General features: G+C 35.0%; 22 protein-coding genes. All 22 read right to left on the bottom strand.

Annotation, left to right across the window (positions count from 1 at the left end):
- Positions 1-11: 11 nt before the first annotated feature.
- Positions 12-509, bottom strand: a complete 498-nt coding sequence (locus tag CLV00_RS14135) for a DUF6691 family protein (protein ID WP_099715782.1) — start codon at positions 507-509, stop codon at positions 12-14.
- A gap of 11 nt (positions 510-520) precedes the next feature.
- Positions 521-1084 carry a YeeE/YedE family protein gene (locus tag CLV00_RS14130; protein WP_099716364.1) on the bottom strand — a complete coding sequence of 188 codons (564 nt, stop codon included), beginning with the start codon at positions 1082-1084 and terminating at the stop codon, positions 521-523.
- A 103-nt stretch (positions 1085-1187) separates the two neighbouring features.
- Entirely contained in the window at positions 1188-1757 is a 570-nt protein-coding gene (locus CLV00_RS14125) for a TlpA disulfide reductase family protein (RefSeq protein ID WP_099715781.1), read from the bottom strand.
- A 61-nt stretch (positions 1758-1818) separates the two neighbouring features.
- Positions 1819-2139: a rhodanese-like domain-containing protein gene (locus tag CLV00_RS14120; RefSeq protein ID WP_099715780.1), complete on the bottom strand. Its 321-nt coding sequence runs from the start codon at positions 2137-2139 to the stop codon at positions 1819-1821.
- A 10-nt stretch (positions 2140-2149) separates the two neighbouring features.
- Entirely contained in the window at positions 2150-3364 is a 1215-nt protein-coding gene (locus CLV00_RS14115; protein ID WP_233206910.1) for an MFS transporter, read from the bottom strand.
- A 116-nt stretch (positions 3365-3480) separates the two neighbouring features.
- Positions 3481-3786, bottom strand: a complete 306-nt coding sequence (locus tag CLV00_RS14110; protein WP_099716363.1) for a DUF202 domain-containing protein — start codon at positions 3784-3786, stop codon at positions 3481-3483.
- 202 nt (positions 3787-3988) lie between these two features.
- Positions 3989-4258: a rhodanese-like domain-containing protein gene (locus CLV00_RS14105; protein ID WP_369800951.1), complete on the bottom strand. Its 270-nt coding sequence runs from the start codon at positions 4256-4258 to the stop codon at positions 3989-3991.
- A gap of 59 nt (positions 4259-4317) precedes the next feature.
- On the bottom strand, positions 4318-5736 hold the full coding sequence (locus CLV00_RS14100; protein WP_099715777.1) for a rhodanese-like domain-containing protein: 1419 nt from the start codon (positions 5734-5736) through the stop codon (positions 4318-4320).
- Positions 5737-5961: 225 nt separating this feature from the next.
- Positions 5962-6363 (bottom strand): hypothetical protein, encoded by a 402-nt coding sequence (locus CLV00_RS14095; protein ID WP_099715776.1) that lies wholly within the window; start codon positions 6361-6363, stop codon positions 5962-5964.
- Between the two features lie 319 nt (positions 6364-6682).
- Positions 6683-7480, bottom strand: coding sequence for a sulfite exporter TauE/SafE family protein (locus CLV00_RS14090; RefSeq protein ID WP_099715775.1), 798 nt, complete (start codon positions 7478-7480; stop codon positions 6683-6685).
- A 270-nt stretch (positions 7481-7750) separates the two neighbouring features.
- On the bottom strand, positions 7751-8605 hold the full coding sequence (locus tag CLV00_RS14085) for a DMT family transporter (protein ID WP_099715774.1): 855 nt from the start codon (positions 8603-8605) through the stop codon (positions 7751-7753).
- 268 nt (positions 8606-8873) lie between these two features.
- Positions 8874-9983 (bottom strand): HesA/MoeB/ThiF family protein, encoded by a 1110-nt coding sequence (locus CLV00_RS14080; protein WP_099715773.1) that lies wholly within the window; start codon positions 9981-9983, stop codon positions 8874-8876.
- A gap of 11 nt (positions 9984-9994) precedes the next feature.
- The gene (locus tag CLV00_RS14075) at positions 9995-10228 is read right to left on the bottom strand and encodes a MoaD/ThiS family protein (protein WP_099715772.1); all 234 of its coding nucleotides are present in this window, start codon (positions 10226-10228) and stop codon (positions 9995-9997) included.
- Between the two features lie 13 nt (positions 10229-10241).
- Entirely contained in the window at positions 10242-10973 is a 732-nt protein-coding gene (locus CLV00_RS14070; protein ID WP_099715771.1) for a sulfite exporter TauE/SafE family protein, read from the bottom strand.
- A gap of 9 nt (positions 10974-10982) precedes the next feature.
- Positions 10983-12170: a gephyrin-like molybdotransferase Glp gene (glp, locus tag CLV00_RS14065; RefSeq protein ID WP_199074808.1), complete on the bottom strand. Its 1188-nt coding sequence runs from the start codon at positions 12168-12170 to the stop codon at positions 10983-10985.
- 92 nt (positions 12171-12262) lie between these two features.
- A complete protein-coding gene (locus CLV00_RS14060) occupies positions 12263-12871 on the bottom strand; it encodes an NTP transferase domain-containing protein (protein WP_233206909.1) in 609 nt (202 codons plus the stop codon).
- Positions 12861-14036 (bottom strand): XdhC family protein, encoded by a 1176-nt coding sequence (locus CLV00_RS14055; protein WP_099715770.1) that lies wholly within the window; start codon positions 14034-14036, stop codon positions 12861-12863. The genes CLV00_RS14060 and CLV00_RS14055 overlap by 11 nt, the downstream gene beginning before the upstream one ends.
- A 30-nt stretch (positions 14037-14066) precedes the next feature.
- Positions 14067-16214 (bottom strand): molybdopterin cofactor-binding domain-containing protein, encoded by a 2148-nt coding sequence (locus tag CLV00_RS14050; protein ID WP_099715769.1) that lies wholly within the window; start codon positions 16212-16214, stop codon positions 14067-14069.
- 58 nt (positions 16215-16272) lie between these two features.
- Complete coding sequence (locus tag CLV00_RS14045; protein ID WP_099715768.1) at positions 16273-16698, bottom strand: cytochrome c; 426 nt, start codon at positions 16696-16698, stop codon at positions 16273-16275.
- A gap of 19 nt (positions 16699-16717) precedes the next feature.
- Positions 16718-18868, bottom strand: a complete 2151-nt coding sequence (locus CLV00_RS14040) for a molybdopterin cofactor-binding domain-containing protein (protein WP_099715767.1) — start codon at positions 18866-18868, stop codon at positions 16718-16720.
- Between the two features lie 35 nt (positions 18869-18903).
- A complete protein-coding gene (locus tag CLV00_RS14035) occupies positions 18904-19365 on the bottom strand; it encodes a (2Fe-2S)-binding protein (protein WP_099715766.1) in 462 nt (153 codons plus the stop codon).
- Between the two features lie 263 nt (positions 19366-19628).
- On the bottom strand, positions 19629-20690 hold the full coding sequence (locus tag CLV00_RS14030) for an NAD(P)-dependent alcohol dehydrogenase (protein WP_099715765.1): 1062 nt from the start codon (positions 20688-20690) through the stop codon (positions 19629-19631).
- Positions 20691-21055: the final 365 nt, after the last annotated feature.

Raw genomic sequence — 21055 nt, 5'->3', positions numbered from 1 at the left:
TTCATATTTTTTTAATGAGGTAGTTTATCTCTAAAATAACCATATACCCAAGTTCCCACTACTGCGGATAATAAGGTAACAATCATAACAGTAGCACCTGTTCCAATTTGTGCAAACAATGGTCCAGGACAAGCTCCAGTTACGGCCCAACCCAATCCAAATATGAGCCCGCCGTAAATTTGTCCTTTGTTGAATGTTTTGTCGTGGAACTCAATTTTTTCACCATAAATGGTTTTAATATTGAATTTTTTAATAAGAAATACTGAAATCATTCCCACCACAACAGCACTGCCTATAATCCCATACATGTGAAAGGATTGAAAACGGAACATTTCCTGAATGCGGTACCAGCTGATTACTTCGGCTTTGATGAAAACAATTCCAAACAATAAACCGATGACTAAGTATTTTAAATTATGGTACCACTTGTGTTCCAATTGACTCTCGTTGACACAAACCGTATCTAAGGAACGAGTTTCGAAATCTGTATTTTGATCTTTATTTTGCATAGCTAATAATTTTATAGTGAAAGGATTAAAGGTAAAATGATGTTCGCCATAATCAATCCGCCTATGAAGAAGCAACACGTTGCAATCAAAGAAGGCAATTGTAAATTTGACAAACCTGAAATTGAGTGACCACTGGTGCAACCTCCCGCATAACGAGAACCGAAACCAATAAAAAATCCACCTATAACCATCATAAAAAATCCTTTTAGTGTGATTAAGTTTTCCCACGAGAACAGTTGTTCAGGCAGCATTCCGTTGATATTTGTAACTCCATACGACGCTAATTCTGTTCTTAGATTGTCGTTTATAATAATTGGATTCGGATTTGATAAAAAACTGAAAGCAATAATACCACCAATTAAAATTCCGAAAACGAAAAACATATTCCAGATTTCTTTTTTCCAATCGTATTTGAAAAATTTAATATTTGCCGGTAAACACATCGCACAAGTGTGACGTAATGAAGCACTAATTCCAAAAGATTTATTTCCAATAATTAATAATGCCGGAACTGTAAGTCCAACTAATGGGCCTGCAATATACCAAGGCCAAGGTTGTTTGATAAATTCTAAAATTTCCATATTTGTTGATTTAATACTGCAAAGATTATACTTATAAATGAGGAGTTGTGTTACTTTTGTCACACAACAAAAAAGATTTTAAAAAATTACATTGATTTTATTTTCTAATGTAATAATCTAACTTTTCTCGGAACGAATCACTATTCCAATTTGCAGTGCCAATTTTTGCTAAAATTACATTTCCTTGTTTGTCAATAAGATATGTGGCAGGAATTGTTGATGACTTCATTTCTAAAGGAGGATTTGTAACCGATTGATATATAGGAAGCGTTAAATTTTCTTTTACCATAAACGCATTTGCTTTTTCAAAAGAATCCGTTGTCACAAACAAAAAGACAATTTTATCCTGATAATCAACATATAATTTTTGTATACTTGGCATTTCGGCAATGCAAGGCGGACACCAAGTGGCCCAGAAATTAATGAATATCATTTTCCCTTCATAGTCTTCTAATGTCACACGCTGCCCCGAAGCATCAACTAATTGCCATTGGTAACTGGAAAGCATTTTTTGATCCGTTACAGCAATAGTTTTAGGTGAAAAAACAATCAAGCGGTTTAATTGTATTTTTACAAAAGTCCCCAAAGGACTAAACAGAAGCAGTGCTATAAATAGGATAAAAGCAATATTTTGCAGAGTAGATTTTTTAGGTGTTTTCCAGTTCATTTTTTATGTTTTTGTAGCATTACTTTCTGAAAAGAAAGAATATTGACTTTAACTTTATAGTTTATTTTAAATTCAACCACTCATTTGTTCCACCGCAAAGCCAGTTGGCATTGTATCCCATTTCTTTTAAAATTTTAGCGCCATCCATCGACCTTCCTCCACCTTTGCCACAAGCGATGATAATTGTATGATCTTTTTTAATTTGATGTATTTGGTTTTCAATTTCTGACAAAGCAATATTTATGGCATCCGGAATATGATTGTTTTCGAATTCTTCTTTGGAACGGACATCAATAATCTGTATTTTTTCATTTTGCTGAAGCGCTTGTTTTGTCTCTTCAACTGAAATACATTCATTTGAGGTGCTATCTATTTCTTTCATGTTGATTGTATTAGTTATTTGTCTTTTGCAAATGGTCTTTCGGCATACGAACTTCGATTATTACAGACGATAGAATCGTGATAGCACCTATCAATATAATAGCATAATTTACCCCAAATAAATCAGCGGTTATTCCTGAAATAATCGCGCCTATCGCATAACCTAAATCCCTCCAAAGTCTAAATGTACCAATGCTTTCCGCTCTTTGAGTTGGATTTGTGGCTTGTGCAATGGCAGATAAAAAAGTAGGATAAACTAAAGCAGTTCCAAAACCCAACAAGGCTGAAATAGTTGCTAATTGATACATTTCTGTACTAAAAGGAATAAAAAGAATTGCAATTCCCTGTACCAACATTCCCCAAAAAAGCATCTTTTTCTTCGAATATATATCCGACATTTTTCCGGTTATCAATTGTCCAAAACCCCAAACGGTGGGATAAATAGCTGTTATGACGCCAATGTTTTCAGAGTCGTAGTTCAAAGAAAGTAAGACAATAGGCAAAAGTCCCCAAATCATGCCATCATTCAAATTATTGACTAATCCAGCTTGCGTAACAGCACTTAAAGTTTTGTTTTTGAAAGTGGTTTCCAGAAAAATGTTTTCTAATTTTTCTGTTTTATTGGTGGTGTTTTCTTGGTGTACAAATACTCTGGTATCTTTTACAAAAAACAAAGTCAATAAAAAACCAATTATCGAAATTCCAATTCCCAAGTAAAAAGGGTAGGGTGTAATGCCATATTTTTGGGCGATATAGCCTGACAGGAAAGCAACTAATCCAACGGCAAAATAACCGGCAAATTCATTGAGTCCCATTGCCAGTCCGCGATCTTTTTCTCCAACCAAATCAATTTTCATCACCACCGTACTGCTCCAAGTAAGTCCTTGACTAATTCCCAACAGAATATTGGCAAAAATCACCCAATTCCATGTTTCTGCATATATCAAAATGAAAGGAATAGGAATCGCGAGAGCCCATCCAAACAGGAGTAAATTTTTTCTCCCGAAACGGTTTGCCAATTTTCCTGTAAAATAATTGGTGATAGCTTTAGTAATTCCAAAGGCAGTTATAAAGGAAAGAATAGCTGTTTTTGAAGCAATACCAAATTCAATTTCGGCAAATTTTGGAATAATCGTTCTTTCCATTCCTATCATCCCGCCAACAAAAGCATTTACGATTACCAAAATGGTAAATTGTTTCCAATTTTCCTTTAGCCCGAGTTTCATAGTATTCATATTCTATTGTTGAATGGTTTGTTTTTAATTCCCAAAAGGACCAATATTTTCCATTTATTCTTGATGTAGCAATAGGAAGTAAGGCATTAAAAAGAGTTGTACTGGAATTACTCGTAATATTCTAATTGGTAATCACCAATGTGCTTTTTGTTTTCGGAAATGGATTTTTTATGCTTGAAATAGTTAAGAGTTCCAAGTAAAAGTATCACGAATGAAATAACAAACAGCGCCATTTCAATCAGGAAACTATTTTCAACTTTTAATAAATTTCGCAAACTCAATCCTGCAATCAAAAAGTACATTGCCGTTCTCAGGAAGGCAAGAAATGTAGATTGATTGGCCAGCACTGTTCGTTGTAGCGCTAATCGTTCTCTTAAAATTAAGTCTTTGTTTATTGCCTTTGTATCTTTCATATCAGTTTTTTTCGAGTTAATTTCAAAAAGCAGTTCGGTAGTCTTTGTTACATTTAATGCAATAAATTCATTAGTATCTCTTAAAAAGTCTATCAAATTTACTTCTTTATTTACATCAAATTTCGATTTCTAAATAAGTGTGCAGTTTAAAACAAATATATTTCTTGTTTTAAACTGCACACTACTTTAATTGCACCTCTGTTTATTTGCTTATCGCTTCATTTACATCCATCCAAGTACCACCATTTGTTACGTTTTTAAAACCATTTTGTTCCAAAATCATTTTGGCTTGACCGCTGCGATTCCCGCTTCGGCAGAAAACAATAATGTGTTCTTTTCCTTTAAATTCAGCCAATTGATTCGGTACTTGATCCAAAGGAATATTTGTGGATCCTTTTACGTGACCTTCTGCAAATTCTGCAGGCGTGCGAACATCTACTAGAAACGCACCTTCTTTTACTAATTTTTCCATTTGTGTTGTGTCTTTTTTTGAAAACATATTTTTAAAAATTCCGAACATAATTATTTGTTTTATGATTTTAATACTTTGCTTTGACAAACGAAATCAGTCTTAGGAACTGTAGTTTTAGCTATCGCTCCAAAACCACCTTCAATTTCTGTAAAGTTTCGATATCCTCGTGCTTGCAAAATTGATGCGGCCATCATACTTCGGTATCCTCCGGCACAATGCATGTAAAAATGTTCTTCAGGATTGATGTCCTTTACCCAATCATTGATATAGGCTAATGGTCGGCTGTAAGCTTCATCAACATGTTCTGCCTCATACTCGCTTTCTTTACGGACATCGATTATTTTGCTTTCGCCAATTTTCACTTCTTCTGCAAATTGTTCCGCAGTGATGCGATTTACAGTATCGATTTCAAAACCGGCTTTTTTCCAAGCTTCAAAGCCGCCTTCTAAATGTCCTATTAAATTATCAAACCCAACTCGTGTTAAGCGCGTTACGGTTTCTTCTTCGAGTCCCGGTTCAGTCACTAAAATAATCGGTTGTTTTACATTGGCAATTAAAGCACCAACCCAAGGAGCAAAATCGCCATTGATACCAATATTTATGGACTGTGGCACATATCCTTTTGCAAAATTACCATTGTCTCTGGTATCCAAGATTAAAGCACCGGTTTCTTCTGCTACAGCTTCAAATTCAGTTGCATTAATTGCTCTCATTCCGTTATTAAAGACATTTTCAAAGCTTTCAATTCCTTTTTTGTTCATGGCAACGTTCATCCCAAAATAGGCTGGTGGAGGTAATAAACCTTCGGTAACTTCTTGTACAAATTCGGTCTCAGTCATATTGGCGCGCAAAGCATAGTTTGTTGCTTTTTGTTCACCAATGGTTGAAACAGTTTCTTTGCTCATATTTTTTCCACAAGCAGAACCCGCGCCGTGAGCTGGATATACGATTACATCATCTGCCAGCGTCATTACTTTGTCTCTTAACGAATGGAATAATATGGCAGCCAGTTCGTCTTGTGTCATGTGTGCTGCTTTTTGAGCTAAATCTGGTCGGCCAACGTCGCCAATAAATAAAGTGTCTCCAGAGAAAATGGCGTGGTCTTTTCCGTTTTCATCTATTAATAAGTACGTGGTACTTTCCATAGTGTGACCTGGCGTGTGCAATACTTTTATTTTGATGTTGCCAATTGCAAATTCTTGGTTGTCTTTGGCAGAAATAAATTCAAACTCAGGATTGGCATTGGGACCATAAACAATTTCGGCTCCGGTTTTTTTGCTCAAATCTAAATGTCCTGAAACAAAATCAGCATGGAAATGGGTTTCGAAAATGTATTTTAATTTCACACCGTCTTTTTCCAGTCTTTCCATATAAGGTTCAGTTTCACGAAGCGGATCAATAATGGCAGCTTCACCATTTGAAGTAATATAATAAGCACCTTGTGCTAAACATCCTGTATATATTTGTTCTATTTTCATATTCTTAAATTTTTTCTTTATTAAATTATAATACAAAGATATAGCATGAATTTAAGGAAGATAGTGACAAATGTTACATAACAAAAAAAGTTGCCATAATTGTAAATTTTTAAAATATAAATTTTGTGTTTTGTGGGAATTGCAACGCATAACTACTTTTAAAAAATAAAAAAACACCAGCTATTCAACTGGTGTTTCTATCATTAATTAACCAAACCCAAAAAACTAATCAATAACTATAGTGTGTGTTACAAACTCAGTAGCCGTTTTCTTGAATTTTAAATTGTAAGTTCCCACAGCTGTCGATTTGAACTTGTAAACAACAGTTTTGCTTGTTGGAGTCGTTCCACAACCTGTTCCTTCATACTTTGATTCCACTTCAATCGTTTTTGTGTTGGCAGCTGCAGTTTCGATAAACTTGTTATAAGACCCACAATTGTTGTCCACTGAAAAAGTCACAGTTAAAGGAACTTCAACATTTATGTCACCGGTTACAGCACCTTCTACTTTTGTTACCAATGAACTTTTAGTCACTGCATTTGGTGTGTTGTCATCATCGCTGCATGATACGAAAGCTGTTGAAATTAATAGTACAATGACTGCTGCTTGTAATCTGAAATTTTTCATAATTATTAAATTTATTTGTTGCTCTAAGGATGTCAAAGAGAATGAAAGGTTGCTTTTTGCATGTTGTTAAAAAATGCTTTGGCGATTATTCAATCATTTATAGTTCTCTGAATGAGTGAACTAAAACAAATATTTTTTTTAATTATTTTTTTGCCAAATAGGCTTGTTACAATGTTTTTCTTCTGAATTGGAATAGATAATTTTGAGTTTAAATGCAATTGAAACTAAAAATCCTTCTCATTTTAGTATTAAAGGAGAAGGATTTTTTGTTTTAAAGTGACTTTTAAAATTCAATTTAGTTTCGATTTTTTATTAAATTTTATTTTAGAAAAAGCTCTTTGGTTATAATATAAATTCCCATTACTAAAACAAACCAACCAAATGCGGGTTTCAGTTTGTCTCCATTAATTTTTTTTGATAATGCTGTGCCAATGAAAATTCCAACAATTGCAAATGTTGAAATGGTAATCAGAAATTGCCAATTGATTCCATTTTCTCCTCCTTCTCCAAAGAAACCAATCAACGATTTTGCAGCTATAATTACTAATGATGTTCCAACTGCTTCTTTCATAGGAAGCTTACTTAATACGACTAATGCCGGTATAATTAAGAAACCGCCGCCGGCTCCCACTAATCCGGTGATAACGCCAACAATTGCACCTTCGATAAGTATGAGTGGGTAATTGAATTTTTGTTCTTCGGACTTTTCGTTTATAATTTTTTTATCTTTTTTGATCATGCTATACGATGCGGCAATCATAATTACGGCAAAAAGTAACATCATCAACAAGTTTTTTGTAACTATAAATTCGCCAATGGAAAACACTTCTTTTGGGATTGCAGGAACAATAAAAGCTCTTGTGGTAAAAACCGCAATGATTGACGGAATACCAAAAACAATTGCCGTTTTGATATTTACTAACCCTTTTTTGAAATAGCCCACAGTGCCCACAGCACTTGTAAGACCTACAATAAATAAGGAATAAGCAGTTGCTAAAACGGGTTCAATAGCAAATAAATAGACTAAAACTGGTACGGTAAGAATACTGCCGCCACCGCCTATTAATCCCAATGCAACGCCAATGAGTATTGATGTAAAATAACCGATATATTCCATAAGTTGTAAAATTTTATACTGCAAAGATTGTCAGTTTAAATTCCACGTACAGTAACATTTATCACACAGGAAAGTTTTTTCAAAAAATAAATTAGAAAAGGAAAAAATATAAGAAGGAAATCAGTAGTAGGAGCAATGCTTTTTTATCATTTATAAAAAAAAACAGCTGCTTGTGATAAGCAGCTGTTTTTATATTGTAGTAGTCCTTTTTTTTAATCAGCAGGTTTTTAAATTAAATCATCGAAAGTATTTAAAACAGTACTGAAAATTTTAATGTTCTTGCGTTTTTGAAGTAATTGTTGATCCGGCAGAAGCTATTACCACAAAAACAACCGCTAAAATTTCATTAAAAGTAAGGTATTCCTGTAAAAATATAAAAGCACAAATTGATGCTGCAGCAGGTTCTAAACTCATTAGAATACTGAAAGTACGTGCAGGAAGTTGTCCGAGAGCTTTCATTTCTAATGTGAAAGGAATTGCACTGGATAATAGCGCGAGTGCTACCCCTAAACCTAAAAGTTGAGGCGTAAGATTACTTAAGCCATTTCCTAGAATTCCAAAAGGGACTATAAGTATAGATGCAAATAGCATTCCTATGGTAACTGCGTCTCCACCTTTCATTATTTTTGAAATTTTCCCTCCTAATACGATATAAGCCGCCCAAAGTGCACCAGCCAAAAGAGCAAAAAGCATCCCCCAAATATCTAATCCATTATTTGACCATGGAGCAATTAAGACGATTCCTGCCGCAGCAAGAAGTACCCAGAAAAAGTCTATGATGCGTTTTGAACCAAAAACAGCTACTAATAACGGACCTATGAATTCCAGTGTAACAGCAAGTCCAATGGGAATTCTCTCAATGGAAAGATAAAAAATCAAATTCATTGCGCCCAAGGATAAACCATAAGGAATAACCAATTTCCATTGGTCAGCAGTTACTTTTTTTAGGTTTGGCCTGTAAACAGCCAATAATATTAATGCGGAGATGCCAATTCTTAAAGAAGCTGTCCCGGCAGCACCAATAGCAGGAAAAAGGCCTTTGGCGATAGCCGCCCCAGATTGTACGCTTATTATTGCTAAAAGTACGGCGGGTAATGGAGGTATGTTGATCTGTTTAAGTTTCATGAAGGGGTGAATATAGGCGGGTAAAACTACAAAATTTATAATTTAAAGTAGGTATTGATGTAAATAATCATTGGACAATAAAACACCAAAAGCAATCAATTACGGCTACATTTTTACCGTTTATTTCATCAGCTCTTACTTGTCCTAAAATATACTGTCACCACCAATTGTGTTTTTTGTAGCATGTTTTACAATACTATCACTAATAAATGAAGCGGGTATTGCTCTATCAACAAAAATATTTTTGTCTTTTATATGCTCCATAAAATTAAATTAATTTCTTTTTTACCAGTTCATTAACTCCGCCTTTTAGTGAATATACCTTTGCATTTGGCATCACGGACAAATATAGTAATGCGGCTTTTAAACTTCTTTTTCCAGACTGACAAACAAATACAATCTCTTTATCTAATAAATCATCTAAATTAGAACGCAACGTGGACAAAGGAATCGATAAATGTGGATAGAAATCTAAACGGGGCTTCTCTATAAGTTCCCGTACATCAACTAAAATAGTGTTTTCCCTAATTTCCAACCATTGTTCAAATTCAATCTCGTTGACATTAGTTGGGCTATAGTTGCATAACCATTCATAATCTGTATTTTCAAAGGCTTCAACTGAAGCTGGGATATAGTTGGAAGCTTCTGGATTTGGAGTCAAATACATAGTGAAAAACTCCTGATTTAATGCGTTGTATGTCAGGATTCTGTTTGTTAATGGTTTTCCAATGCCAGTTATAAGTTTAATTACTTCCGTTGCTTGTAAAACTCCAATCATACCTGGTAATACTCCTAAAACTCCTGCTTCGGAACAGTTTAAAACTTCATTATTGTTTGGTGGTACAGGAAATAAATCTCTATAATTGACTGTTTTTTCCTTTTCGTTTATTGGAACATTAAATACGGCCACTTGTCCTTCAAATTTTGAAACTGCCCCAAATACTAATGGTTTGCCAAATAATACACAGGCGTCATTTATCAAATACCTGCTGGCAAAATTATCTGTAGCATCAACAATAATATCATAATCCTTGAAATGATTGATACAATCCTTTTGCGAAAAGCGCAGTTTCCAAGTTTTAATATCAATTGTGTCATTCATCAAAAGGAGTTTTTCTTTGGCAATAGCCACTTTAAAACGTCCCACATCTTGTTGTCCAAATAAAATCTGTCGGTTTAAATTGGAGTAACTTACCACATCATCATCTGCAATCCCAATATGCCCAACACCAGCAGCAACTAAATATTGTAGAATAGGGCAACCTAAACCTCCGGCTCCAATAACTAATACTTTAGCGTTTGAAAGTTTTTCTTGTGCTTCTAATCCAAATTCATTTAGCATTAGTTGACGTTGATATCGCTCCTGTAAATGTTTCATGTTTTGTTTTTTTAACCACCAGAAAACGGAGGCATAAAGGCGATACTACTATTTTTTTCTATTGAAATATTGTCTGTTACCATTTGTTTATTTACTGCGATTGCAAATTTCAACGATGATAAAGCAGGGAATTTCTCTAGGATTATTTTTTTTAAGTTGTCAGTAGTGTCGACATAATCAATAACTAATTTTGAGCTACCAGTAATGTCCGTTAATTGTCCAAAAAAAAGCACTTCTATTTTCATAAAATAAAATTAATCAGGTAAATAATAATTTAATGGAAGCCACTAATAATGCTGTTGCTAAAATATATTTAAGGACCGATTGATTGAACTTCTTAGCACCCAACCAAGCACCCAATATCCCGCCAATAAAGGCTACGGCAACAAAAGCAAGCATGTCGTTTTCAAATTTAACACCCTTAGATAATTGTCCCGCTAAACCGGATACCGAATTGACAAAAATAAATAATGCGCTAATAGCTGCAGTTTGTTTTTGGTTTGACCAATGCAACATTAAAAGTATTGGCGAAAGTAGAATACCTCCTCCAATACCAATCAGGCCAGAAAGAAATCCGATACTGGCACCGATAATAATTGTCAATGCAAGCGTATTTTTTTTTAACTCTGAATCATTCGTATTTGGATATACAAAAAATTTTATAACTGGTATTAAGAGAGTTAAACCCAAAACTTTTTTATAAATATCTCCGTCTAATGATATCATGCCCCCTAAAAACGAAAAAGGAATTGAGGCTAAGGCAAAGGGGAGAAAAAGTTTCCATTTGAAATGTCCTTCGCGAAAAAACAGCGTAAACGAGACCAGCGATACAAATAAGTTTAATACCAATGCTGTTGGTTTCATAAAATTTGGATCAAAACTGAAAATAGCCATTAATGCTAAATAACCACTTGCTCCACCATGACCTACGGAGGCATATAAAAATGCAATGATAAACAGTAATAAAAAAAAGGATAATGATAATGTCATTTTGTAATTTTAAAAAGGAAATAAATGTACTTCTATTTCCTGACCTGATTCAATTTTCGATGCGTTTTCTGGAATTATGGCCAGACAATTAGCGTTAGCAAACGAAGAAAGTTTATAGGATTCTTGGCCCGTTTCAAGATAAACTAAATCATTATTATGCGACGCTTTTAAAAAATGTGTCATGCCTGCCTGCTTTTGATATTCTTGTGTAAGAACCATTTTTTTAGTTTGCAATTTTACGTTGCGTTCGGTCATAATTCCAATTGCGGGAAGTACATACTCATAAAAACAGGTTAATACCGAGGCTGGATTTCCAGGAAGACCAAAAATAACTTTTTCCGCTTTCATTCCAAATAATAATGGTTTACCCGGCTTCTGTTTTATCTTATGAAAAATGGGATTTACAGCACATTTCTCTAATGCATTCATGGTAAAATCATAATCTCCAACACTTACACCGCCCGAAATTAAAACGAGATCATTTACTTCCAATATTTGTGATAAAAGAGTCTGTAATTGATTCAGATTATCCTCAGATCTGTAAATAGTTACGTTATTTATATTCATTTGATTTAATGCAGATTGCAAGGTAAATGAATTGGATTCAAATACTTGACCATATTCTAAATCTTCTCCCGGCAATCGTAATTCATTACCGGTGACTAAAATTCCAACGCTGGGATTAGGATATACTTTGACTTTAGCAATGCCCATACTCGCCAGAAAACCTATAGTAGCCGGTTTTAAAACGGTTCCTTTTTCAAGTGCTTTTGTTCCTTTTTTTATTTCAGAACCAATACTTCTGAGGTTAGTTCCTTTATTTAAATTTTCATCATTTACAGTTAGTTTATCTGATTCGACCAATGCTTTTTCTTGCATTAAAACAGTATCAGCAGCTAACGGAACGGCAGCTCCCGTAAAAATTCGGACAGCTTCGCCCTGCTTTAATTCAAAAGTTTGTTTGCTTCCAGCTGCAATTTCTCCCACCAATTTATAATCTGAACGATTATCGTCAAAAGCAAAAGCATATCCATCCATGCTGGACTGAGGAAATGCAGGCACATTTTCAGGCGCATAAATGTCTTCTGCCAAAACCAATCCGTTTGCTTTTTCTAATTGCATCACTGCAACTGGTAACGATTTGACATGATTTATTATTAATTCCAAAGCGCTGTGTACCGAAATCATTGTTTCCATTTATGCTGAATTTTAATAGGCGTAAGATGCAAATAAAATCAACGAAATGTGCAAGTAATCATAGATTTTATTGGATGTATCAACAAGCATATTTATTCTTTTTCGTTGTGTAAATTTTCATAATCTTCTACTGTGTCAATATCAATAACTCCTTTATCGAAATGTACTATAGCTACATCCTGTTTTCTTTTTTCGATGATTTTTTTGGCACCAATATCACCTTCAAGCAACATCAGTTCTGGAAAAATCGTTTTGTGAAAAAGGGCAGGAGTTCCCATAATACCAGCATAGGAACAGGCAGAAATTGGCAATCCGGATTTGTCTTGAGCATCAATCAGTTGTTCTATATGCTGATTATTTATGTAAGGTTGATCGCCAACAAGGATTATGACAGCATCAACCTGAGGATACATTTCATTCATGGAAAAAAGCCCTTTTCGTAAAGAACTGGCCATTCCTTCTTCCCAGTTTTCATTAAGTACAATATCAAGTCCTGGAACATCGAGATGCGCTTGAATCAAATCAGCATTGGCTCCTAAAACGGCAATTACAGGATATAATTTTGATTGACAAGCCATTTTTGAAACCCGTGTTAAGAGCGTCATACCATCAAATTCAAGTAATTGTTTGGGTTTCCCCATGCGACTGCTTGAACCTGCTGCCAAAATAATTATGCCACATTGCTTTATTTTATGATGCATTATAAATTTTGATATCTTCTATTTGAATGTCTAATGAGTCTCTGGAATGAATGACTTCATTTTTCGTTTTTAGCATGCCACCCATTTTTCCAGTCAATACGGCTTGAATTTCCGCTATAATACTGAGTGCAATTTCTTCTGGTGTTTCTGCTCCAATATCTAAACCTGTCGGACCATAAATTGTTGCCACTTTATCGTCATTTAAATGAATGCCTTCATTGTGTTGTATTTCTTCCAACATGCGATGCAACTTCTTTTTTGGTCCCAAAATACCTATGTAAGGAACAGCAGCAGCACATAATGATTTTAACATATAATAATCACATTTGTAACTGTGCGTTACTAAAACAAAAAAAGTACGATTATCATACGCAAGATGTTCTAATGCAACATCTGGATTTGCTACCAAAATTTGTGAGGCGGTAGGATACCTTTCTTTGTTGGCATGCGTATCTCTTCGGTCTACAATTCTAAAATCCCATCCCAAGACATCTGCAAACTTCATAAGCGGAATAGCATCATTTCCTGCTCCTAATACCACAAGGGAAACTGGTGGATGCAAGAATTCAAAAAAAGCGGTTACTGATACGTCACCAGATTTGTATTGTTTGAAAACAGATTCACCATTCTGCATAACATCCGTTATGTCTTTTAAGACCGCTTCTTCAAATTGTTGCAGTGGTATTTTACCGGAAAGAGTTCCATTTTCTTCTAATAGTAAACAAGTGCCATATTGAACATTTTGATTATTATCCAAATCAAATAAAGTAACCAGAACCGCTTTTTGTCGAACTGCTAATGCTTTACTCAGCAATTGTATTGGGTTTTCTTCTTTTTCAGAATCGATGCTTTCGAATAATACTTGTATAAGGCCTTCACATCCTAAATGAATTCCCATTTCTGAATCATCTTCTTTTGAAGTGTCATAAGTAAAAAGAGTGTTTTTTTGCTCAGAAATAGCAAATAAGGCTTTTTTTAAAGCATCACCTTCTAAACAACCGCCGCTTATGGCACCGGTAATTCTTCCATCATCATTTACTAACATTCTGGCACCAGGTCTTCTGTAAGAGGAACCATCTAAATGAACTACGGTTACCAGAGCTGATTTTATTTTTTTCTGACTGGCAACGTCATATTTTTTAATAATTTCTTGAAGTTCTTTCATTTGAAAATTAATGGAATTATAAATAAATATTTAGGATAATTTAAGGTCAAAAGGCATCTTTTTAATGCGCTTTCCGCTAATTGAAAATATGGCATTTGCTAATGCTGGTGCAAAAGGAGGTAAGCCAGGTTCACCAACGCCTTTTATTTTTCCGCCATCTGCAAGAATGTGTACTTCAATTTCTGGCGTTTCATGCATTCGTATCATTGGATTATCGTGAAAATTACTTTGCTTTATTTTCCCGTTTTCAATGGTAATTCCCGTTTTTATAGCCGCTGTCAGAGCCATCACGATGGATCCTTCAATTTGATTTTTTACATTATCCGGGTTTACGACTTCTCCCAAGTCAATTACGGCATACACTTTATCAATTTTTATAGTATTGTCTTTTGTAACTGATACTTCGACTACATGGGCACACAATCCCGCAAAAAATTCCCATTGCGCAACACCTCTGCCTTTTCCTTTTGGTAATGGTTTGTCCCAATTGGAAACTTCTTTTAATTTCAATAAAACTCTTTTGGTATCGGAATCTTTGTCTAGCATTTGTAATCTAAAATCCAAAGGGTCTTTTTTGACTTTATGCGCTAATTCATCAATAAAACACTCATGGGCAAAAGCGACAGTTGAACTGGTTACGGATCTCCATGCCGCTACAGGTACATGAAAATCAGCATACACATATGAGGTTTTAATATTTGGAATTTGATAAGCCTGTTCTCCAATTCCCTCTATCATAATTGCATCTACTTTTGTTTTATCGAAATTTGGACCTACCGAATCAAAATAAGAAGGGCTTATCACTTTATGTTGAAAGCTAATTAATTCTCCTTCTTTTGAGAAACCACCTTTCAACTGTGAGAAAGTCATAGGGCGTACGGCACTATGTTGTGTAGTATCTTCCCTAGACCAAATTACTTTTACGGGTTGCTCTATTTGCTTTGCAATATTTACGGCTTCTATAACATAATCAGTATACAATCTTCTGCCAAATCCGCCTCCAATAAATTTGGAATGTAAAGTGATATTCTCTGGTTTCATTCCAATTTGGCTATGAAGGTCATTTGGTCCTGAACCGGTAATAGCACTAGGAACCTGAGTTGAGGTCCATATAGTTAGCATTTCACCATTTACATGTGCGATACAATTCATCGGTTCGAGTGTATGGTGAGCCACCATAGGAGTTTCATAAAAGGATTCCACTGAATTTCCAGGTTCCGTTTTAACGCTTTCTACATTTCCTATATTTTTATCCAGTACACCAGCTTCTTTAGAAAGGTTTCGCAACTTATTTTCATAGTCGGATAAATTGAAATTTTCATATCCATTTGTATCCCATTCCACTTTCAATACTTTCCTGCCTTGAAGGGCAGCCCAGTACGATTTAGCAATAACTGCCACTCCGGAATATTGATATTTTCCAACAGTTGTTTTGGCTTCCACAACTTTAATGACTCCGGGAATTTTTAAGGTTGCATCAGCATCAAAACTTTTTAAAGTACCACCAATTACCGGGGAACGAAATACAGTTGCATATACCATATTGGGAACTTCTACATCAATTCCATACTCTGCTTTTCCGGAAACTTTTAAAGGTACATCTGGTCTTTGAATAGATTTTCCGATAATCTTAAAATCGCTTTTGTTTTTAAGTTTCGGTTCTTTAGGAACTTCTAATTTGGAAGCTTCTTCGATTAAATCGCCATAAGAAAGATGTTCCTTTGATAGCTTAGAATGTACGCTTCCGTTTTCGGCATAACAAGATTCAATTCCAATTCCCCATTTAACACTGGCTGCCTTGACCAGCATTTCTTTTGCGGCAGCGCCAATTTTTCTATACGCATCATAATTTCCTCTGATTGAAGAACTTCCTCCTGCTGCCTGGCCGCCGCCAAATTGTTTCTCGCCGCTGGTTTGAACTATCGTTATTGCATCAAGAGAAACTTCTAATTCTTCGGCTATAAGAGCTGGAACAGATTGAAAAGTACCTTGACCCATTTCGGGCTTAGTATTGAAAATTGTTATTTTTCCGTTTTTCTCGATTTTTACAAAAGGAGTAAAATTACTGGGTGCATCTGTAATAAAAGCCGCGTTTGCAAAACCATTAGAAGTAGCTCCTAACCATAATGCAAAACTTGCTTTACCTGTATTTTTAATAAATTGACGTCTTGATACCATTTAGTTAGTATTTAGAATTTATAATTCTCTCTATGCAACGAATTCAAAATGTTACAAATTAATAGGCTTTGTAATCTTTAGTAGTAGCTTTTTTAGCTTGTTGTATTTCACTTGGTAAAACTGCCTTAGCTTCATTTCCCCATGAATTTCTGACATAGTTTAAAACATCAGCCACTTGTTCATCAGTTAAATCAGTAGCGGGCATTTCTCCATCATAGTTTACACCATTAACTACTATTGGTCCACGTAATCCAGTTGTAACCACTTTTACCAATCGATTTTTATCTGTAAAATAATCTGATTTTATCAATGTTGGAAAAACGCCTTCTATACCATTACCTTCTTCCATGTGACAGGATGCACATTGTGTGTTATAGACCGATTTACCGCGTACAATACTTGCTTTCAAATCAAAATTCTGATTGAATGATTGCAGCGTTACTGCCAATATTAAAACGACTACTATTGAAAAAACTATTTTCATTTGTTTTGTATTTTTAAAATTAAACTTTTGCTAATTCGAAAGGAAGCTTTCTAATACGTTTTCCTGTCAAATCAAATATTGCATTTGTTAAAGCTGGAGCAAATGGAGGTAATCCAGGTTCTCCAACACCTCCGGCATCGGCATCATTTTCCATGATATACACTTCAATAGGAGGAATATCTGTTATACGGGGCATTTTATACGTATTGAAATTATTTTGAACCGTTTTACCATCTTTGAATGTGATTTCATGAATCGTTGCAGCACCTAATGCCATAACAATACTTCCTTCTACTTGTGCTTTGATTATATCTGGATTTACATACCATCCACAATCAATTACTGCCCAAACCTGATCGATTTGAATTTTATTTTCTGCGTTTTTGGAAACTTTCACAATTTGTCCCACGGTACTGCCAAAACATTCTGTTATAGCGACACCATATCCTTTGGTTCTGTTTTTCCATCCGGAAACCTCTTCCAGTTTATCCAGTAACTCACTACTTCTCTCGTCTTTAAGATAGGTTCTTCTAAAAGTTATTGGATCTTTCGCTGATTCAGCAGCGAGCTCATCCATAAAACTTTCATACGCAAAACCATTGGTAGAAGCATATACAGAACGCCACCACATAGTAGGTATTGGTGTTTCAAAAGGTATATCAACAATACTTAAATTCTGAATGTTGTCTACGTATGGTTTTAAAAATCCTTCCGTGGCACTTCTGTTGGGAATATCTTTTGCTCCGCCTCTCCAATGACTATTGTTCTGACCTGCAATAGATACTTTAAAAGCACTTATTTCACTATTTGCAACCACACCTTGACAACGGTATGAAATGCCGGGTCTGTACGGACCTTGCGTGGCATCGTCTTCTCTGGACCAGATAACCTGAACCGGGGCGTTTATTTCTTTAGAAATCATCGTGGCTTCATGTGGGTAATCCATAAAGGCTTTTCTGCCAAATCCACCTCCTAGGAAAGTCATATTCACAATGACTTTTTCCCTTGCAATTCCTAGTTCTTTACTGATGTAATCTTGAACCCATTCCGGAGCTTGTATTGGCCCCCATATTTCTATTTTATCTTTTTGATAATGGGCAATACAATTCAGTGGTTCCATACAACTGTGCGATTGATATGGAGTAGTATACACGACATCAATTTTCTTTTCTGCTGATTTTATAATGGCGTTTGAATCTCCTTTTGAAACAAAAGAAAGTCCCTCATCTTTTTGAAGCGCTTCCTCCATCCGACGATAAATATCCTCGGTATTCAAATGTTCAAATCCGGTATCGTCCCAGTCCACTTTTAAGGCTTTTTTTCCTTTCATAGCTGCCCAAACAGAATCAGCCACAACTGCTACACCTTCTCTGAATGTATTAAAAACGCCCATACGAACTATAAAAACTTGTTTTACTCCCGGAATTTTAAGCGCTTCAGTAGCGTCAAAACTTTTTACCTTACCACGAAGTCTGGGGTTTCGTTCCACCATGGCATACAGCATTCCCGGAATCATTTTATCGATACCAAAAACGGCTGTACCATTTGTTTTCAAAGGCGTATCTTGTCTTTGAAGAGGTTTTCTAATTAATTTATATTCGGATGTTTTCTTTAAAACAACATTTTTCGGAATATCAAGTTTTGATGCCTCCAATACTAATTCACCGTAGTGTAATTTTTTACCACTTGGTTTGTGAATTACATGACCATCTTCTGCATAACATTCCAATTCAGAAACATTCCATTTATTACTGGCTGCTTTTATTAACATTACACGGGCAGTGGCGCTCAGATTCAAAAGGTTTTTATAGGATCCTCTAATACTGGAACTACCTCCTGTAATTTGATTTCCATACTTCACATTATCGCCTGGAGCGAAAACTATGTTTACTTTATCAAGATCTACATGAAGTTCTTCAGCGATTATTTGAGGTATGGATTGATAGACTCCTTGTCCCATTTCGGCTCTGTGACTATAGAGCGTAACTTTGCCTAAAACATCAATGTATATCCATGAATTCAGCTCAATGCCTCGATTCTCAGCATCAAAAGCAGTGATTAATTTAGGTTCTTTAGCATTAGCAGGTAAATAATATCCTAATGTAAGAGCAACTCCTGTTAAACCAGATAGTTTTAAGAATTTTCTTCTTGATATAGTATCTATGTCCATATAAAATATAAGAATAGGTTATTTTAGTACTCTTCTCAAGGCTTGTTTTCTGATGCTTTCTTGATGGCTCGTTTGATACGCGGATAGGTTCCACATCTACAAATATGCCCTTGCATTGCGGCATCAATATCGGCATCATTAGGAGAAGCATTTTTAGATAATAATGCTGCGGCAGCCATGATTTGACCCGATTGACAATAGCCACATTGAGGGACTTGCTCTTCTATCCAAGCTTTTTGAATCGGATGCGAGTTATCGTCTGATAATCCTTCTATGGTCGTTATGTTTTTATTTGCAACAGCAGCTACAGGCAAAGAGCAGGAGCGAACCGGCTGACCGTTTAGATGAACTGTACAAGCACCACATTGCGCGATACCACAACCATATTTAGTTCCTTTTAACCCTACAAAATCTCTGATTGCCCAAAGAAGTGGCATTTGAGGATCTACATCTATTGAATAATCCTTACTATTGATTTTAAGATTAATTATTGCCATATAATATTATTTTTTAAGTAAATGAAAATCAACATATCTGTTACTGCAAGTTAATGAATTTAATAATTTAAAATTTATACAATTCAAATAATATATTACTAAAATCAAAAAATTCAAATTTTGAAAAAAACATTGGTTTTAAACAGAGTAAAAAGATACGTTTTATAATGTTTTTTAAAATTAAAAAGAACGATGATACTACTGAATACCATCGTTCTCTTTACAATTCTGACTATAGCAAAAGGCTAAAAGTATAGCGTAATTTAGCTTTTTAGCGAAGCCATATCAATTACAAAACGATAACGAACATCACTTTTTAGCATTCTTTCGTAGGCTTCGTTGATATCCTGCATTTTGATTACTTCAATTTCAGATACAATATTATGTTCTCCACAGAAATCAAGCATTTCCTGAGTTTCTGCAATTCCACCAATTAAAGAACCAGCTACAGATTTCCTTCCCATAATCATCGGAACAGTATTCAAAATAGGTTCCAAGCCACCCAAATAACCTACCAAAACCAAAGTTCCATTAGTGTTTAAAGTTCCTACATACGGATTAACGTCATGAACATAAGGAACGGTGTCAATGATTAAATCGAATTTTCCATTTACAGCCTTCATGTGATTCTCGTCAGTTGAAATGACAACAGCATCTGCACCCAATTCGAAAGCATCTTTCTCTTTCTCTGGTGTTCTGGAGAAAAGGGTAACTTCGGCACCCAAACCTTTGGCTAATTTTATGGCCATATGTCCCAATCCGCCTAAACCTACAACGGCAACTTTACTTCCTTTTCCAACTTTCCAGTGGCGAAGCGGTGACCAAGTGGTTATTCCCGCACATAATAAAGGTGCTGTAGCAGCCAAGTCAAGATTAGCAGGCACTTTTAAAACGAAGTCTTCGTCTACCACAATTTTTTCCGAGTAGCCTCCAAAAGTCATTCCGCCTAAATGCTTGTCTGCTCCATTATAAGTACCAATAAAACCGTTAGAGCAATATTGTTCTAGGTCTTGTTTGCAATTATCGCAGGTTTTGCATGAATCTACCATACAACCTACAGCAGCAAAATCACCTACTTTTAGTTTAGTAACTTCGTTTCCTACTTTGGTCACTTTGCCCACAATTTCATGGCCGGGAACCGCAGGATAAGCGGTAAATCCCCAATCATTTCTAGCAGTGTGTAAATCAGAGTGGCATACACCACAATACAAAATTTCGATTTCAATGTCTTTTGCAGTAGCATCTCTGCGTTGGACATCCATTTGTTCTAAAGGGGCATCAACGGCAACTGTACCGTACGCTTTTACATTTGTAGTTGTGTTCATTTTTAAAGTGTTTTATTAAAAAATAGTATTTATAGTTTTTTGTTTTCCAGAGTCATTTATAATTAAATAAATTTAGTAAATAGTTTGATTACTAGTATAATAAAAAAATATTGTTTTCGAAAAATCAAATATTACGGAATTTTATAGGGCTTATTTGAGTGTATTTTCGTTTATAAAATTGGTAATTTATTATGTTATCCATTTTATAAAATAACCAAATTTTAAAAGATTATGAGCTAATATGTTTATGAAGCTGTTCGTAATCATAAAAAAAGAGAGAAATGATTAAAACTTCTCTCTTAGTTGTGGTCATTAAGACTATTGATAAAATCGTATATACTTGTTTATAGAAAATAGTCATTTGG

It is taken from the genome of Flavobacterium sp. 11, assembly GCF_002754315.1.
Taxonomy (GTDB): Bacteria; Bacteroidota; Bacteroidia; order Flavobacteriales; family Flavobacteriaceae; genus Flavobacterium; species Flavobacterium algoritolerans.
Note: the sequence above shows the minus strand (reverse complement) of the source record. Positions and strands in the feature narration are given on the sequence as shown.

Bases quoted from the DNA above. Each gene is read 5' to 3' on its own strand.
- CLV00_RS14050 (WP_099715769.1), bottom strand. From the start codon at position 16,214: ATGGTATCAAGACGTCAATTTATTAAAAATACAGGTAAAGCAAGTTTT.
- CLV00_RS14085 (WP_099715774.1), bottom strand. From the start codon at position 8,605: ATGAAACTTAAACAGATCAACATACCTCCATTACCCGCCGTACTTTTA.
- CLV00_RS14075 (WP_099715772.1), bottom strand. From the start codon at position 10,228: ATGAAAATAGAAGTGCTTTTTTTTGGACAATTAACGGACATTACTGGT.
- CLV00_RS14115 (WP_233206910.1), bottom strand. From the start codon at position 3,364: ATGAAACTCGGGCTAAAGGAAAATTGGAAACAATTTACCATTTTGGTA.
- CLV00_RS14135 (WP_099715782.1), bottom strand. From the start codon at position 509: ATGCAAAATAAAGATCAAAATACAGATTTCGAAACTCGTTCCTTAGAT.
- CLV00_RS14125 (WP_099715781.1), bottom strand. From the start codon at position 1,757: ATGAACTGGAAAACACCTAAAAAATCTACTCTGCAAAATATTGCTTTT.
- CLV00_RS14095 (WP_099715776.1), bottom strand. From the start codon at position 6,363: ATGAAAAATTTCAGATTACAAGCAGCAGTCATTGTACTATTAATTTCA.
- CLV00_RS14090 (WP_099715775.1), bottom strand. From the start codon at position 7,480: ATGGAATATATCGGTTATTTTACATCAATACTCATTGGCGTTGCATTG.
- CLV00_RS14105 (WP_369800951.1), bottom strand. From the start codon at position 4,258: ATGGAAAAATTAGTAAAAGAAGGTGCGTTTCTAGTAGATGTTCGCACG.
- CLV00_RS14100 (WP_099715777.1), bottom strand. From the start codon at position 5,736: ATGAAAATAGAACAAATATATACAGGATGTTTAGCACAAGGTGCTTAT.
- CLV00_RS14040 (WP_099715767.1), bottom strand. From the start codon at position 18,868: ATGGACATAGATACTATATCAAGAAGAAAATTCTTAAAACTATCTGGT.
- CLV00_RS14080 (WP_099715773.1), bottom strand. From the start codon at position 9,983: ATGAAACATTTACAGGAGCGATATCAACGTCAACTAATGCTAAATGAA.
- CLV00_RS14045 (WP_099715768.1), bottom strand. From the start codon at position 16,698: ATGAAAATAGTTTTTTCAATAGTAGTCGTTTTAATATTGGCAGTAACG.
- CLV00_RS14060 (WP_233206909.1), bottom strand. From the start codon at position 12,871: ATGCATCATAAAATAAAGCAATGTGGCATAATTATTTTGGCAGCAGGT.
- CLV00_RS14110 (WP_099716363.1), bottom strand. From the start codon at position 3,786: ATGAAAGATACAAAGGCAATAAACAAAGACTTAATTTTAAGAGAACGA.
- CLV00_RS14055 (WP_099715770.1), bottom strand. From the start codon at position 14,036: ATGAAAGAACTTCAAGAAATTATTAAAAAATATGACGTTGCCAGTCAG.
- CLV00_RS14030 (WP_099715765.1), bottom strand. From the start codon at position 20,690: ATGAACACAACTACAAATGTAAAAGCGTACGGTACAGTTGCCGTTGAT.
- CLV00_RS14120 (WP_099715780.1), bottom strand. From the start codon at position 2,139: ATGAAAGAAATAGATAGCACCTCAAATGAATGTATTTCAGTTGAAGAG.
- CLV00_RS14035 (WP_099715766.1), bottom strand. From the start codon at position 19,365: ATGGCAATAATTAATCTTAAAATCAATAGTAAGGATTATTCAATAGAT.
- glp (WP_199074808.1), bottom strand. From the start codon at position 12,170: ATGGAAACAATGATTTCGGTACACAGCGCTTTGGAATTAATAATAAAT.
- CLV00_RS14070 (WP_099715771.1), bottom strand. From the start codon at position 10,973: ATGACATTATCATTATCCTTTTTTTTATTACTGTTTATCATTGCATTT.